We start from the raw sequence: 13418 nt of genomic DNA, 5'->3' as shown, positions 1-13418 counted from the left end.
AGGGCGACATCGGCGCCGGCGGGGATGGCGCGGGGTCGTCATTTCCGCCACAGCATTGGGAGGGGCGGGTCAGCGTCGCTGTCCTGGCGACGAATCGCCCGGACGGATTCGGTGTGGCGCGATTGCAACAGTAATCGGAAAAGCAGGCCGGATTCCCATGCTTTAATTGACACTTGCAGGGGGGCAGTGGCTTCATCCCTGACGATCACTCAGCCCACCCGGGCTGATTGTTCGTTGCTCGCCGCCGGGCACTGCAATGCTGGCGGCAAGTACTGCAACCCAAATCCCGGTGGGAGAGGAAAAGAGGAACATGAAGAAGACGCTGCTTCTGCAAACCGCGCTCGTGGCTGCTGCCGGCATGATGCTGGCCGACGCTGCGACCGCCCAGGACAAGGCCGTTCCGATCGGTGTCACCGTCGGCGGCTACATGGTCCGTTCGTTCAGCGTGCAGGACCGCGGTGTTCAGCAGGTTGATCAGCCGGCTGCCACCTTCGCGGCGCCTGACGCGGAAATCTGGTTCAACATCCGCTCTGTTCTGGACAACGGCACCGTGATCGGCGGCCGTATCGAGCTGGAAGGCTCGACCGAAAGCGACCAGATCGACGAATCCTACCTGTTCGTCGAGAAGCATGACCTTGGCCGTATCGAAGTCGGTTCAACCGACCTCGTGCCCAACAAGATGCTGTACGGCACCCCGAACGCCATCCCGGGCGACTCGACCACGGTGACCGGCGCTTCGGGCGATTTCTTCGGTAGCAACTCCTACATGATGTGGTTTGCTTCGAATCCGAACGACAAGGAGCACATCAACATCTATACCTCCTCGAACCGCTATTTCGGTTCGAAGGTTGGCAAGGGTCTGCAGCTCGGCTTCTCATATATGCCGAACGCCTGTGAAGATCGTGGCACGAGCGCGGGTACGGCTGGCTCCTGCCAGACCTTCTCGTCGGCGGCTAACAGCAGCACCGTCAACAACCTGCATAACGTCTATGCGGCCGCGGCGAACTACGTCGAGTCGTTCGGTCCGGTTGATGCCGCTCTGTATGCCGGCTGGTATCAGGGCACCCCGGGTTCAGGCACGACTGCTGCGCACAATGGTGACACCCTTGGTGGTTACCAGGGCGGCGTGAACTTCGCCTACAACATCGGCGACGGTTCGCAGATTCAGATCGGTGGCCTGTTCACGCAGGAATCGACCGACGCGAATACTGCTAACAAGCATGGCTATGCCGGCGGTCTGAAGTATCTGACCAACGGTTCGAAGGCTGGTTCGGTCGGTATTGGCGTCGAAGGCCGCAAGATCCGCGTTACCGGTAACGAAGAGACCCTGTACATGCTGGGTGTGACCTACCAGGTCGCCACCGGCATCCTGACCTTCGCCGGCGCCGGTCACGAGACCGTCGATCCGGACGGTTCGGCCAGCGACAACAAGCAGACCTTCGGGACTGTCGGTATCCGTCTGGACTTCTGATCCGGTTTCTACCGGGTAAGAAAGGAGAGGGCAGGGAAACCTGCCCTCTTTTTTTATGTAAATTCCGGCCGATTTTCTGGCTGGAAACAGTCTGTTGTATAAATGCAACAGCCCGCGCACGGGCTCATCCCCTGTGTCCGTTGTCACGTCTTTGAGCTTTAAGCCGATTAAGCTTTGGGCATACTGGTGACTAATATGCTGCCGCTAGGGCAATCGCGGGAGATCGTCCTTCGACGCTGACCTGTCACCCCCATAAAGGACTCCCAGGATGAGAAAGACCCTTCTTCTGCAAACCGCGCTCGTCGCGGCTGCCGGCCTGATGCTGGCGGATGCTGCCAGTGCCCAGGACAAGGCCGTTCCGATCGGTGTTACCGTCGGCGGCTACATGACCCGTTCGTTCTCCATTCAGGATCGCGGCGCCCGCCAGGTCGACCAGCCGGCGCAGACCTTCGCGGCGCCGGATGCGGAAATCTGGTTCAATATCCGCTCGGTTCTGGACAACGGCACCGTTGTCGGCGGCCGTATCGAACTGGAAGGCTCGACCGAAAGCGACCAGATCGACGAATCCTACCTGTTCGTCGAGCGTCGTGACATTGGCCGTGTCGAACTCGGCTCGACCGACCTCGTGCCCAACAAGATGACCTACGGCACGCCGAATGCCATTCCGGGTGATTCGACCACCACGGTCGGCTCTGTCGGCGATTTCTTCGGCAGTGATCAGTACCGCCTCCGGTTCAGCGCCATTCCGGACGACAAGGAGCACATCAACCTCTACACGTCGGCGAACCGCTATTTCGGCTCGAAGGCAGGCAAGGGTCTGCAGCTCGGCTTCTCGTATCTGCCGAACGCCTGTGAAGATCGTGGCACGAGTGCGGGTACGACCGGCTCCTGCCAGACCTTCAGCGGCGCTGCGAATGGCAGCACTGTCAACAACATGCAGAACGTCTACGCGGCCGCGGCGAACTACATCGAGTCGTTCGGTCCGGTCGACGCCGCTCTGTTCACCGGCTGGTACCAGGGTCGCCCGGGTTCGGCTTCCAACCCGAACGGCGACACCCTGCAGGGTTACCAGGGCGGCGTGAACCTTGCCTACAACGTCGGCGACGGTTCGCAGGTCCAGCTCGGCGGCATGTATACCCAGGAAGAGCTCGACACGATTTCGGCCAACAAGCACGGCTGGTCGGGCGGCCTGAAATACCTGACGTCCGGCTCCAAGCCCGGTTCGGTCGGTATTGGCGTCGAAGGCCGCAAGGTCCGAGTCACCAACGTCTCCGCCAGTGCCGGCGGCAACGGCCAGGGCTCGGATGAGACCCTGTACATGCTGGGTGTGACCTACCAGGTCGCCACCGGCATCCTGACCTTTGCCGGTGTCGGCAACGAGAAGGTCGAATACGACACTGCCGGTATCTCGGACAACAAGCAGACCTTCGGGACTGTCGGTATCCGTCTGGACTTCTGATCCGGTTTCTACCGGGTAAGAAAAGAGAGGGCAGGGAAACCTGCCCTCTCTTTTTTTGTCGGAATTCCCTGCCGATGCTTTCTTGCCTGTTGCCAGTCCGGGATGCCTGCAGCCGTCACTGTAGCCATTTGGCAACACTGCCGTGCCGATTCCGCCACTGTGATGGCGATCACAGTGTGACTGCGATCACGGACTGAGCCGCAGTGGCAACTCTGGTTATGCTCCGGTCTGCGGGTAACGCACAGGAACCTTCTCTCGACGCTGACACGTCACTCCAAACGAAGGATTCCATAGATGAAAAAGACGCTGCTTCTTCAGACCGCGCTCGTCGCGGCTGCCGGTCTGATGCTGGCGGATGCTGCCAGTGCCCAGGACAAGGCCGTTCCGATCGGTGTCACCGTCGGCGGCTACATGACCCGTTCGTTCTCCGTTCAGGATCGCGGCGCCCGCCAGGTCGACCAGCCGGCCGCCACCTTTGCGGCGCCGGATGCGGAAATCTGGTTCAACATCCGCTCGGTTCTCGACAACGGCACCGTTGTTGGCGGCCGCATCGAGCTGGAAGGCTCGACCGAAGCCGACCAGATCGACGAATCCTACCTGTTCGTCGAACGCCGCGACATCGGCCGTATCGAAGTCGGTTCGACCGACCTCGTGCCCAACAAGATGCTGTACGGCACCCCGAATGCCATCCCGGGCGATTCGACCACGGTGGCTGGTTCGGTCGGTGACTACTTCGGTGGCTCCTACCAGATGTGGTTCGGCGCCATTCCGAATGACAAGGAACACATCAACATCTACACCTCCTCGAATCGCTATTTCGGTTCGAAGGCCGGCAAGGGTCTGCAGCTCGGCTTCTCGTATCTGCCGAATGCCTGTGAAGATCGCGGCACGAGCGCGGGTACGACCGGTTCCTGCCAGACGTTCAGTGCCGCTGCGAACAGCAGCACCGTTAATAATATGCAGAACGTCTATGCGGCTGCAGCCAACTACATCGAGTCGTTCGGTCCCGTCGATGCTGCCCTGTATGCGTCGTGGTACACCGGCAAGCCGGCTTCCAGCACCTTCGCCTCCGCTGGCGGTACCGACAATGTCGGTGGCTATCAGAGCGGCGTGAACTTCGCCTACAATATCGGTGACGGTTCGCAGGTGCAGCTCGGCGGCCTGTACACCCAGGAATCGCTGGACGCGAATACCGCCAACAAGCATGGCTGGGCCGGCGGTCTGAAGTATCTGACCAATGGTGCGAAGCCCGGCTCGGTCGGTCTCGGCGTCGAGGGCCGTAAGGTCCGCGTCACCAACCTGACCAACATCAACGGTGACGGCAACGGCTCCGAAGAGACCCTGTACATGCTGGGCGTGACCTATCAGGTCGCCACCGGCATCCTGACCTTCGCCGGCGTCGGCAACGAGAAGGTCAACTACGACACCGCGAGCATCAGCGACAACAAGCAGACCTTCGGGACTGTCGGTATTCGTCTGGACTTCTGATCCGGCCACACGGTCTGATCTGGAAAGGGAGCCGGGCAACCGGCTCCCTTTTTCTTCTTTTTTGTCCGGCCGGTTGCTAGTGCAGCAGCAGGGTGGCGAGCAGGCCGGTAATGGCCGCGAGCAGGGCCGTTTGCAGAACGCGGATCGGGTCGCGTCCCCGTGCCGTCGGCGATGCGGCAGGGGATATCCCGTCGCCGGCCGGTTTCTCCAGCCGTTCGGCAATTTCCGGCAGCCGGCGGAGAATCCGCAGCAGGCTGCCCGCCGCATCGCGCAGCAGGGCTTCCGGCCCGAGATTGTCGCGCGCCCAGTCCTCGATCACCGGCCGGGCCGCTTCCCAGAAATTGATATTGGGATCGAGGCTGCGCGCCACGCCCTCTACCGTCACCATGGTTTTCTGCAACAGCAGCAGGTGGGTCTGCGTCTGCATGCCGAAGGTTTCGGTGATCTGGAACAACTGGGCCAGCAGGCGGCCGATCGAGATTTCATCGACCGGCCGCCCGAGGATCGGCTCGCCGATCGAGCGGCAGGCCTGGGCGAAGGCGTCGACGTCGCGGTCGGCCGGCACATAGCCGGCCTCGAAGTGGACCTCGGCCGCGCGCCGCCAGTTGCCGGTCAGAAACGCCCCCAGCATCTCGGCCATGAATCGCCGCGTCTTCATGTCGAGCCGGCCCATGATGCCGAAATCGACCAGTTCCAGCCGGCCGTCGGCGGCGACGAACAGGTTGCCGTGGTGCATGTCGGCATGGAAATAGCCGTCGCGCAGCGCCTGCTTGAGGAAGACGCGGATCACCCGGTCGGCCACGGCGGCCGGGTCGAGGCCGGCAGCAATGATCGCGCCGCGGTCCTCGATCGGGATGCCGGCGATGCGCTGCACTGTCATGGCCCGGCGCGCCGTGCGCTGCCAGTCGATGGCGGGGACGATCACATCCTCGTCGTCACGGAAATTGTCGCGCAGTTCGGATGCTGCGGCAGCCTCGAGACGCAGGTCGAGTTCGATGGCCACCCAGGCACGCAGGGAAGCCACCACGTCGCGGGGTCGCAGGCGGTCGAGTCCGGCGACCTGGCGCTCGGCCGCCTCTGCCAGCCAGGCAAAAAGTTCAAGGTCGCGGGCGAAGGCATCGGCAACGCCGGGCCGCAGCACCTTTACCGCCACCAGTTGGCCATCGGTCGTTTCGGCGAAATGCACCTGCGCCACGCTGGCGGCCGCCACCGGGGTGTCATCGAAACTGGCATAGATCTCGTCCAGCGGCCGGCCGAGTTCGGCCGCGACGATGCTGCGCGCGGTGGCGGCGGCAAACGGCGGCAGGCGGTCGCGCAGCTGTCCGAGGTCCGCAGCCAGTGCCTCGCCGACCAGATCGGGTCGCACCGACAGCACCTGGCCGAGCTTGATGAAACTGGGGCCGAGCTCGCCGAAGGCGGCGGCCAGCCGCTCGCCCTCGCGCAGATTCCGCCGGCGCCTGCCGAACAGCGCCTGGAACAGGCCAAGGCCTGTCCGTGCCGCTGCTGGCAGCGGCAGGTCGCGCTGCAGGATGCCAAGTGCATCATGGCGTGCCAGGCAGCGGCCGATGGCAAACAGGCGGAGCAGGTGGCGCAGGTCGGTCAGCACGGGCGTGGCAAATCCGTCAGATGCGCCAGCCGGAATGCAGCGCGGCGATGCCGAAGCTGAGGTCGCGGTGCTGCACATTGCCGAAGCCGGCCGCGCGGATCATCGCCGCGAAGCTTTCCTGGTCGGGAAAGCGGCGGATGCTCTCCACGAGATAGCGGTAGGACTCCTCGTCCTTCGCCACCAGTCCGCCGATCTTCGGCAGGACGTTGAAACTGTAGAGGTCGTAGGCCTGCGCCAGCGCCGGATTGCGCACTTTCGAGAATTCCAGGCACAGAAAGCGCCCGCCCGGCTTCAGCACGCGATACGCTTCGCGCAGCGCGACGTCGATATGGGTGACATTGCGGATGCCAAAGGCAATCGTATAGGCATCGACCGAGCGGTCGGGCAGGGCCAGCGCCTCGGCATCCATGCATGCCCAGTCGAGCCGGGTCAGCCGGCTCTGGTCGATGGCGCGGTTGCGGCCCTGCTCCAGCATGGCGGCATTGATATCGGCGACCAGCACCTCGGCCTGGGGTGCCCGGTCGAGGATGCGGAAGGCGATATCGCCGGTGCCGCCGGCGACATCCAGCACGCGGATCGCGCCGCGGGGGCTGAGCCAGTCGATCATGGCGGATTTCCACAGCCGGTGGATGCCGCCCGACATCAGGTCGTTCATCAGGTCGTAGCTGCCGGCGACCGATTCGAAGACGCCGCGGACCAGCCGCACCTTGTCGCCTACCGGCACGCTGCGGAAGCCGAAATGGGTCTGGTTTCCAGTATCTTGGCCCGGATCTGTCATGACGGGGCCGACCATAGCCGAAATGCCGCCTGCGCGGTATAGACAGAGCCATGCCGGAACTACCCGAAGTCGAGACCACGCGCCGCGGCTTGGCGCTCAGGCTGGAAGGCCGCCGTATCGACCGTATCGAGGCGCGCCGGCCCGACCTGCGCTTCCCGCTGCCCAAGGATTTTGCCGCCCGTATCCGCGGCCGCCGGGTCGAGGCGCTGGAGCGCCGGGCGAAATACATCCTGATCCGGCTCGACGGCGGCCTTGTCTGGCTGATCCATCTGGGCATGTCGGGCCGCATGGTGCTGCGTCAGGGCTGGCCCAACGAGATCGGCCCCCACGACCATGTCCTGTTCAGCACCGACGAGGACTGGACGGTGGTGTTCAACGATGCCCGCCGCTTCGGCATGATGGACCTGATCGAACCGGACGCCATCGCAGGCCATAAACTGCTGGCTGGGCTGGGGCCGGAGCCGCTCGATGATGCCTTCACGGCGGCCGTGCTGGCCGCGGCGCTCAGCGCGAAAAAGACCCCGATGAAGGCGGCCCTGCTCGACCAGACCGTGGTGGCCGGCCTGGGTAACATCTATGTCTGCGAGGCGCTGTTCCGTGCCGGCATCGACCCGCGCAAGCTGGCCGGCAGCGTGAAGCCGGAGCGGCTGGCCAAGCTGGTGCCGGCGATCAAGGCGGTGCTGCGCGAAGCGGTGAAGGCCGGCGGCTCATCCTTGCGCGACTATGTGCAGTCCGACGGCGAGCTCGGCTATTTCCAGACCCGGTTCCGCGTCTATGACCGCGAGGGACAGGATTGTGTGACCTGTCGCCGCCCGGTCCGCCGCATCGTCCAGTCGGGCCGCTCGACCTTCTACTGCGGGTCCTGCCAGAAGTGACCCGCCGGGGCTGAGCCGGGGGCTGATCCGGGGCTGGTCCGGTGTCGGTTTTCTCCCTGTAATCCGGCCGCCAAAGGCTTCCAAAACCGGTCCTGACCTGCCACATTCCCGGCCATGTCACGCCCCGGCTGGAGGTTTCTCCCGGTCCCGGCGCTAGCCGCATGTCTCGGTCTCGGCCTCTTGGTCGGCGCGGGTCTGTCGCTGGCGGGTTTTCTTGCAAGCCACTGGAATGTAAAGATTTTCATCGGCGACGCCTGGGCCGCCGAGGCCTTCCTGTCGGTCGCCGACGATATTCCGCTGATGTCCGGCCTGACCGAGAATACCGATGCCGCCACCGTCTTCGACAAGCCGGCCGGCCGCATCGTCACCGCCGAGGCCGGCGGCCCGGTCACCATCGCGGCGGTGCGGGCGTTTTATGCCGCCACCCTGCCGCAGCTCGGCTGGCTGCCGGACGGCGACAATCGTTGGCGGCGCGATGCCGAACAGCTCCGGCTCGGCTATGCCAATGCCTCAGGCCGGCTGACCGTGCGGTTCGAGATCCTGCCCAACCAGTAACGACGCCCGCGAAGAGGCGAGCAAAAGGAAGAGTGTCATGGCGTATGAAAACATCCTGGTGGAAGCGCGCGGCCCGGTCGGGCTGATTACCCTCAATCGCCCGCAGGCGCTGAACGCGCTCAGCTCTTCGCTGATGCAGGAACTGGGCAAGGCTGTTGACATCTTCGAGGACGATCCCGCCATCGGCTGCATCGTCGTCACCGGTTCCGAGAAGGCCTTCGCCGCCGGCGCCGACATCAAGGAAATGCAGCCCAAGACCTACATGGATGTCTTCAAGGCAGACTTCATCACCCGCGACTGGGAACGCGTCGCCAAATGCCGCAAGCCGGTGATCGCCGCGGTGGCCGGCTATGCGCTCGGCGGTGGCTGCGAACTTGCCATGATGTGCGACTTCATCCTCGCCGCCGACAATGCCAAGTTCGGCCAGCCGGAAATAAACCTCGGCACCATCCCGGGCGCCGGCGGCACCCAGCGGCTGACCCGCTTCGTCGGCAAGTCGAAGGCGATGGAGATGTGCCTCACCGGCCGCATGATGGATGCCGAAGAGGCCGAGCGCGCCGGCCTGGTCAGTCGTATCGTGCCGAAGGACCAGCTGCTCGACGAAGCCCTCAAGGTCGCCAACCGCATCTGCGAGCTGTCGCAGCCGATCGTGATGATCGCCAAAGAGTCGGTGAACCGCGCTTACGAGACCACGCTGGCCGAAGGCATCAAGTTCGAGCGCCGCGTCTTCCACTCGACCTTTGCGACCGAGGACCAGAAGGAAGGCATGGCCGCCTTCGCCGCCAAGCGCAAGGCCGAGTTCAAGAACCTCTAGGGCGACGGGAAGGACGACGGTATGGCACCGCGCGGCAAATCCCGCAGCGACGCGCAGGAGAGCGAGAGTGTGGACCCGGCAGCCGGCCTGCTGCCGGCCGGCCTGCGCGACGTTCTGGCGCCGCGCGCCGAATGGGAGGCACAGGCCAGCGAGAAGCTGCTGGCCGGCTTCGCCCGTCACGGCTATGTGCGGGTCAAGCCGCCGCTGATCGAGTTCGAGGAAACCCTGCTGGCCGGCTCCGGTGTCGCACTGGCGGGCCAGATGTTCCGCGTCATGGATCCGGTATCGCAGCGCATGATGGGCCTGCGCAACGACGTCACGCTCCAGGTCGCCCGCATCGCCGCCACCCGGCTGCGCGATGCCGTGCGGCCGCTGCGCATGGCCTATGCCGGCCAGGTGCTGCGCGTGCGTGGCAGCCAGCTGCGCCCGGAGCGGCAGTTCGCCCAGGCCGGTTTCGAGCTGATCGGTTCGGATGCGCTGGCCGCCGATGTCGAGACCGGCGTGCTGGCGGCCGAAGCGGTGGCCGCGCTCGGCGTGCCCGGTCTGTCGCTCGATATCACCCAGCCGCAACTGGCGCCGACCATCACCGAGGCCCATGGCCTGGACCCCAAGGCGGCCCGCGCCGCCCGCCGGGCACTGGATCGCAAGGATGCTGCTGAACTGAAGGCGGTCGGCGGCGCCGCGGCACCGACCCTGCTGAAGCTGCTGGAACTGGCCGGCCCGGCGCGCCGCGCGCTGGATGGCCTGAAGGCGCTCAAGCTGCCCGATGCGGCGGCGAAGATCGTTGCCGACCTCGATGCCCTGGTGCGCGAGGTTTCGGCAGCGGCGCCGGACCTGCTGGTGACGCTTGATCCCGGCGAGTTCCGCGGCTTCGAATATCACACCGGCATCGCCTTCAGCCTGTTCGCCCGCAATGTGCGCGGCGAACTCGGCCGCGGCGGCCGCTACACCACGCCGGCCGGCGAGCCGGCCACCGGCTTCACGCTCTATCTCGACAGCGTGATGCGCGCCCTGCCGGCGCAGCCGGTGCCGCCGATGGTCTATCTGCCCCATGGCACGCCGCGCAGCACGGGTGCCGAGCTGCGCCGCCAGGGCCATGCCACCTGGGCGGCGCTCAACCCGGAGGCCGGCGATCTGAAAAAGGCCGCGAAAGCCGCCGGCTGCAGCCATGTCTGGGACGGCACCGCCGTCCGTCCCGTCTGAATCCCTGATTTCCGTTTGCCGTGAAGGACTGTTGAGATGAGCAACGTGGTGGTTGTCGGCGCCCAGTGGGGCGACGAGGGCAAGGGCAAGATCGTCGACTGGCTTTCCCTGCGCGCCGATGTGGTGGTGCGGTTCCAGGGCGGCCACAATGCCGGCCATACCCTGGTGATCGGCAACAATGTCTACAAGCTGTCGCTGCTGCCGTCGGGTATCGTGCGGCCGGGCAAGATGTCGGTGATCGGCAACGGCGTGGTGGTCGATCCCTGGGCACTGATCGCCGAGATCGAGAAGCTGCGCGGCCAGGGTGTCGCCATTTCGCCGGCGAATCTCAAAGTCGCCGACAATGCCGTGCTGATCCTGCCGCTGCACCGCGATCTCGACGGCCTGCGCGAGGATGCCGCCAACGGCGTGAAGATCGGCACCACCCGGCGCGGCATCGGTCCGGCCTATGAAGACAAGATCGGCCGTCGCGCCATCCGCGTCTGCGACCTCGCCGACCGCGCCATGCTGGAACGCAAGCTCGACGGCCTGCTGTCGCATCACAACGCGCTGCGCCGTGGCTTCGGTGCGCCGGAAGCCGACCGCGCCGCTCTGCTGGCCGAGATCGAGGCGATCGCGCCGCAGATTCTCGAATATGCCGCGCCGGTCTGGCTCGAGCTTGACGAGGCACGCCGCACCGGCCGCCGCATCCTGTTCGAGGGCGCGCAGGGCTCGCTGCTCGACGTCGACCACGGCACTTATCCGTATGTCACATCGTCGAACACCATGGCGGGCAGTGCCGCTGCCGGCTCCGGCCTCGGGCCCGGCTCGCTCGGTTACATTCTCGGCATCGTCAAGGCCTATACCACGCGCGTCGGCGAGGGGCCGTTCCCCACCGAGCTGGTCGACGGCGTCGGCCAGTGGCTCGGCGAGAAGGGCCGTGAATTCGGCGTGGTGACCGGACGCAAGCGCCGCTGCGGCTGGTTCGATGCCGCGCTGGTGCGCCAGTCGGTCAAACTGAACGGCATCCATGGCATCGCGCTGACCAAGCTTGACGTGCTGGATGGCCTTGACGAGCTGAAGATCTGCACCGGCTATGAACTGAACGGCAAGCGGCTCGACTATTTCCCCGCCGCCATGGCCGACCAGGCCGCGGTGACGCCGGTCTACGAGACGCTGGAAGGCTGGAAGGACAGCACCCAGGGCGCGCGCAGCTGGGTCGACCTGCCGGCGACGGCGGTGAAATACGTCCGCCGCGTCGAGGAACTGATCGGCGCCCCGGTGGCGCTGCTCAGCACCTCGCCCGAACGCGACGACACCATCCTGATGAAGGACCCCTTCGAGGATTGAGCGGCGGTTGCACGGGCTTCTGCTGCATACCCGGAAATGCGGGCGATAGCGGCCACATTACCGGAAAGTAATGTCGCCATTACCGGGTGATAACTTTCGTTTCCACGCCCTCGGGCTGAGACTGTGCCCATCGGATTTCATCCACGGGAGCGGATCTCATGCTCAGGACCCAGGAAGCTGCATTGTATTCGGTCGGTGCCGCCGGTATCGGTGCTCTCTGCGAGGCGATCTGCCTCGATGCCGCCGAAGTGGCGCGGGCCCAGCGGGTCAGCATCTGGTTCTTCGCCGAGGACGGCAGCATGGTCTGCCAGCGCATGGTCGATACCCTCGACGGCCGCATCCAGCAGGGTGCGGTGATCCCGCGCGACGCCACCGAAGCCTATCTCGAAGCCGCCAGTCGCGGCCTTGAAGCCACCGTCACCAACAACGCCCCGGCCCTGCATGACGGCAGCGCGGTGGATGCCAACCGGCTCGACCTGTTGCTGGTCGATGGCGTCAATGCCCCGGCGGCGGTGTTCCGCTGTGAACGGCCGGCCGGCGCCGCCGACTGGTCGGAACGCGATCTCTATGTGGTGCGCAACCTGGCGCAGACCCTGGCTGCAACCCTGCGCCGGACCTGCAACAGCCATCAGCCGCCGCAACGCGATGCCGCGGCGGCCCAGCGGCGTCCGCTGCTGCCGCCGATGGGAATGATGCCGCAGAATCTGGGCCGGATGGGTCTTGAGGGAATGGCCAAGCAGCCGCAGCTGGATATCCGACTGCCGGACCTGACGCCACCGTCGCTGTCCGAGCCGGAAGAAGCCGGCGGCGACCTGCCGCCCTACTGGAGCGACGAAGGCGAATGCTGATCGGCGGGAGCCGGCAGCTGCACTGACTGAAGGGCGCCTTTTGGCGCCCTTTTTACTGCAGGGCGGTGGGCGACATGCCCTGTTCGGCCGCCGCGGTACGCACCGATTTCTGCAGTTTCTCGAAAGCCCGCACCTCGATCTGGCGCACGCGCTCGCGGCTGATGCCATAGCGCGACGACAGGTCTTCCAGGGTGGCCGGATTCTCGGTCAGCCGGCGCTGCACCAGGATGTCACGCTCGCGCTCGTTCAGGCCGCCCATCGCCGCTTCCAGCAGCTTGTGGCGGCTGTCGAACTCATCGCCCTCGGCCAGCCGGGTTTCCTGGTTCGGCGTCTCGTCGACCAGCCAGTCCTGCCACTCGCTGCTGCCCTCCTCGTCGCCGCGCACCGGTGCGTTCAGCGAATGGTCGGGCGCCGCCAGCCGGCGGTCCATGGTGATGACTTCGTCCTGCGAGACCGAAAGCTGGGTGGCGATCTTCTCGACCTGCTCGGGCGTCAGCTGGCCGCCATCGATCGCCTTCATCTGGCCGCGCAGGCGGCGCAGGTTGAAGAACAGTTTCTTCTGCGCGGCCGTGGTGCCGATCTTCACCAGCGACCATGAGCGCAGGATGTATTCCTGGATCGAGGCGCGGATCCACCACATCGCATAGGTCGACAGCCGGAACCCCTTGTCGGGATCGAAGCGTTTGACCGCCTGCATCATGCCGACATTGCCTTCCGAGATCAGCTCGCCGACCGGCAGGCCATAGCCGCGATAGCCCATGGCGATCTTGGCCACCAGACGCAGATGGCTGGTCACCAGCTTGTGCGCGCTCTCGATATCGCCGCGGTCGCGCCAGGCCTTGGCCAGCAGGAATTCCTCCTCCGGCTCCAGCATGGGAAACCGGCGGATTTCGGAAAGGTAACGCGACAGGCCACCTTCGGTGGCGGAAATGGCAGGCAGGCTGGCAGAGGCCATGGATTTTCGTACTCCCCCGGCCGGCGCCGCTTTGGGT

General features: G+C 65.2%; 12 protein-coding genes. 9 read left to right on the top strand and 3 right to left on the bottom strand.

Annotated features, from left to right (window positions below; all coding sequences use genetic code 11):
• The first annotated feature begins 310 nt into the window (after positions 1 to 310).
• From ACFOOQ_RS06430 to ACFOOQ_RS06420, 3 genes are all read left to right on the top strand, one after another.
• Complete coding sequence (locus ACFOOQ_RS06430; RefSeq protein ID WP_379723232.1) at positions 311 to 1471, top strand: hypothetical protein; 1161 nt, start codon at positions 311 to 313, stop codon at positions 1469 to 1471.
• A gap of 268 nt (positions 1472 to 1739) precedes the next feature.
• Positions 1740 to 2930 carry a porin gene (locus ACFOOQ_RS06425; RefSeq protein ID WP_379723228.1) on the top strand — a complete coding sequence of 397 codons (1191 nt, stop codon included), beginning with the start codon at positions 1740 to 1742 and terminating at the stop codon, positions 2928 to 2930.
• Positions 2931 to 3224: 294 nt separating this feature from the next.
• The gene (locus tag ACFOOQ_RS06420; protein ID WP_379723225.1) at positions 3225 to 4418 is read left to right on the top strand and encodes a hypothetical protein; all 1194 of its coding nucleotides are present in this window, start codon (positions 3225 to 3227) and stop codon (positions 4416 to 4418) included.
• A gap of 76 nt (positions 4419 to 4494) precedes the next feature.
• Here ACFOOQ_RS06420 and ubiB read toward each other — a convergent pair whose 3' ends face one another.
• A complete protein-coding gene (ubiB, locus tag ACFOOQ_RS06415; RefSeq protein WP_379723222.1) occupies positions 4495 to 6024 on the bottom strand; it encodes a 2-polyprenylphenol 6-hydroxylase in 1530 nt (509 codons plus the stop codon).
• Between the two features lie 16 nt (positions 6025 to 6040).
• Positions 6041 to 6802 (bottom strand): bifunctional demethylmenaquinone methyltransferase/2-methoxy-6-polyprenyl-1,4-benzoquinol methylase UbiE, encoded by a 762-nt coding sequence (gene ubiE, locus ACFOOQ_RS06410; protein ID WP_379723219.1) that lies wholly within the window; start codon positions 6800 to 6802, stop codon positions 6041 to 6043.
• 50 nt (positions 6803 to 6852) lie between these two features.
• Here ubiE and mutM point away from each other — a divergent pair, with 50 nt between their 5' ends.
• The 6 genes from mutM (at position 6853) to ACFOOQ_RS06380 (ending at position 12426) form a co-directional block, all read left to right on the top strand.
• Positions 6853 to 7677, top strand: coding sequence for a bifunctional DNA-formamidopyrimidine glycosylase/DNA-(apurinic or apyrimidinic site) lyase (gene mutM / locus ACFOOQ_RS06405; protein ID WP_379723216.1), 825 nt, complete (start codon positions 6853 to 6855; stop codon positions 7675 to 7677).
• A 180-nt stretch (positions 7678 to 7857) separates the two neighbouring features.
• Positions 7858 to 8232, top strand: a complete 375-nt coding sequence (locus ACFOOQ_RS06400; protein ID WP_379723213.1) for a hypothetical protein — start codon at positions 7858 to 7860, stop codon at positions 8230 to 8232.
• 37 nt (positions 8233 to 8269) lie between these two features.
• The gene (locus ACFOOQ_RS06395; RefSeq protein ID WP_379723210.1) at positions 8270 to 9046 is read left to right on the top strand and encodes an enoyl-CoA hydratase; all 777 of its coding nucleotides are present in this window, start codon (positions 8270 to 8272) and stop codon (positions 9044 to 9046) included.
• A 21-nt stretch (positions 9047 to 9067) separates the two neighbouring features.
• The gene (locus tag ACFOOQ_RS06390) at positions 9068 to 10249 is read left to right on the top strand and encodes an ATP phosphoribosyltransferase regulatory subunit (protein WP_379723208.1); all 1182 of its coding nucleotides are present in this window, start codon (positions 9068 to 9070) and stop codon (positions 10247 to 10249) included.
• A gap of 36 nt (positions 10250 to 10285) precedes the next feature.
• On the top strand, positions 10286 to 11578 hold the full coding sequence (locus ACFOOQ_RS06385; protein WP_379723205.1) for an adenylosuccinate synthase: 1293 nt from the start codon (positions 10286 to 10288) through the stop codon (positions 11576 to 11578).
• A gap of 158 nt (positions 11579 to 11736) precedes the next feature.
• Complete coding sequence (locus ACFOOQ_RS06380; RefSeq protein WP_379723201.1) at positions 11737 to 12426, top strand: hypothetical protein; 690 nt, start codon at positions 11737 to 11739, stop codon at positions 12424 to 12426.
• Positions 12427 to 12478: 52 nt separating this feature from the next.
• Here the strand turns inward: ACFOOQ_RS06380 and rpoH are convergent, their stop codons facing one another.
• Positions 12479 to 13381 (bottom strand): RNA polymerase sigma factor RpoH, encoded by a 903-nt coding sequence (gene rpoH, locus ACFOOQ_RS06375; protein ID WP_379723198.1) that lies wholly within the window; start codon positions 13379 to 13381, stop codon positions 12479 to 12481.
• Between the last annotated feature and the right edge of the window lie 37 nt (positions 13382 to 13418).

This window comes from Ferrovibrio xuzhouensis (assembly GCF_042648965.1).
In the GTDB taxonomy this organism is placed as follows: domain Bacteria; phylum Pseudomonadota; class Alphaproteobacteria; order Ferrovibrionales; family Ferrovibrionaceae; genus Ferrovibrio; species Ferrovibrio xuzhouensis.
The sequence above is the reverse complement of the archived record's forward strand: the minus strand, read 5'-3'. Positions and strand labels throughout refer to the sequence as shown.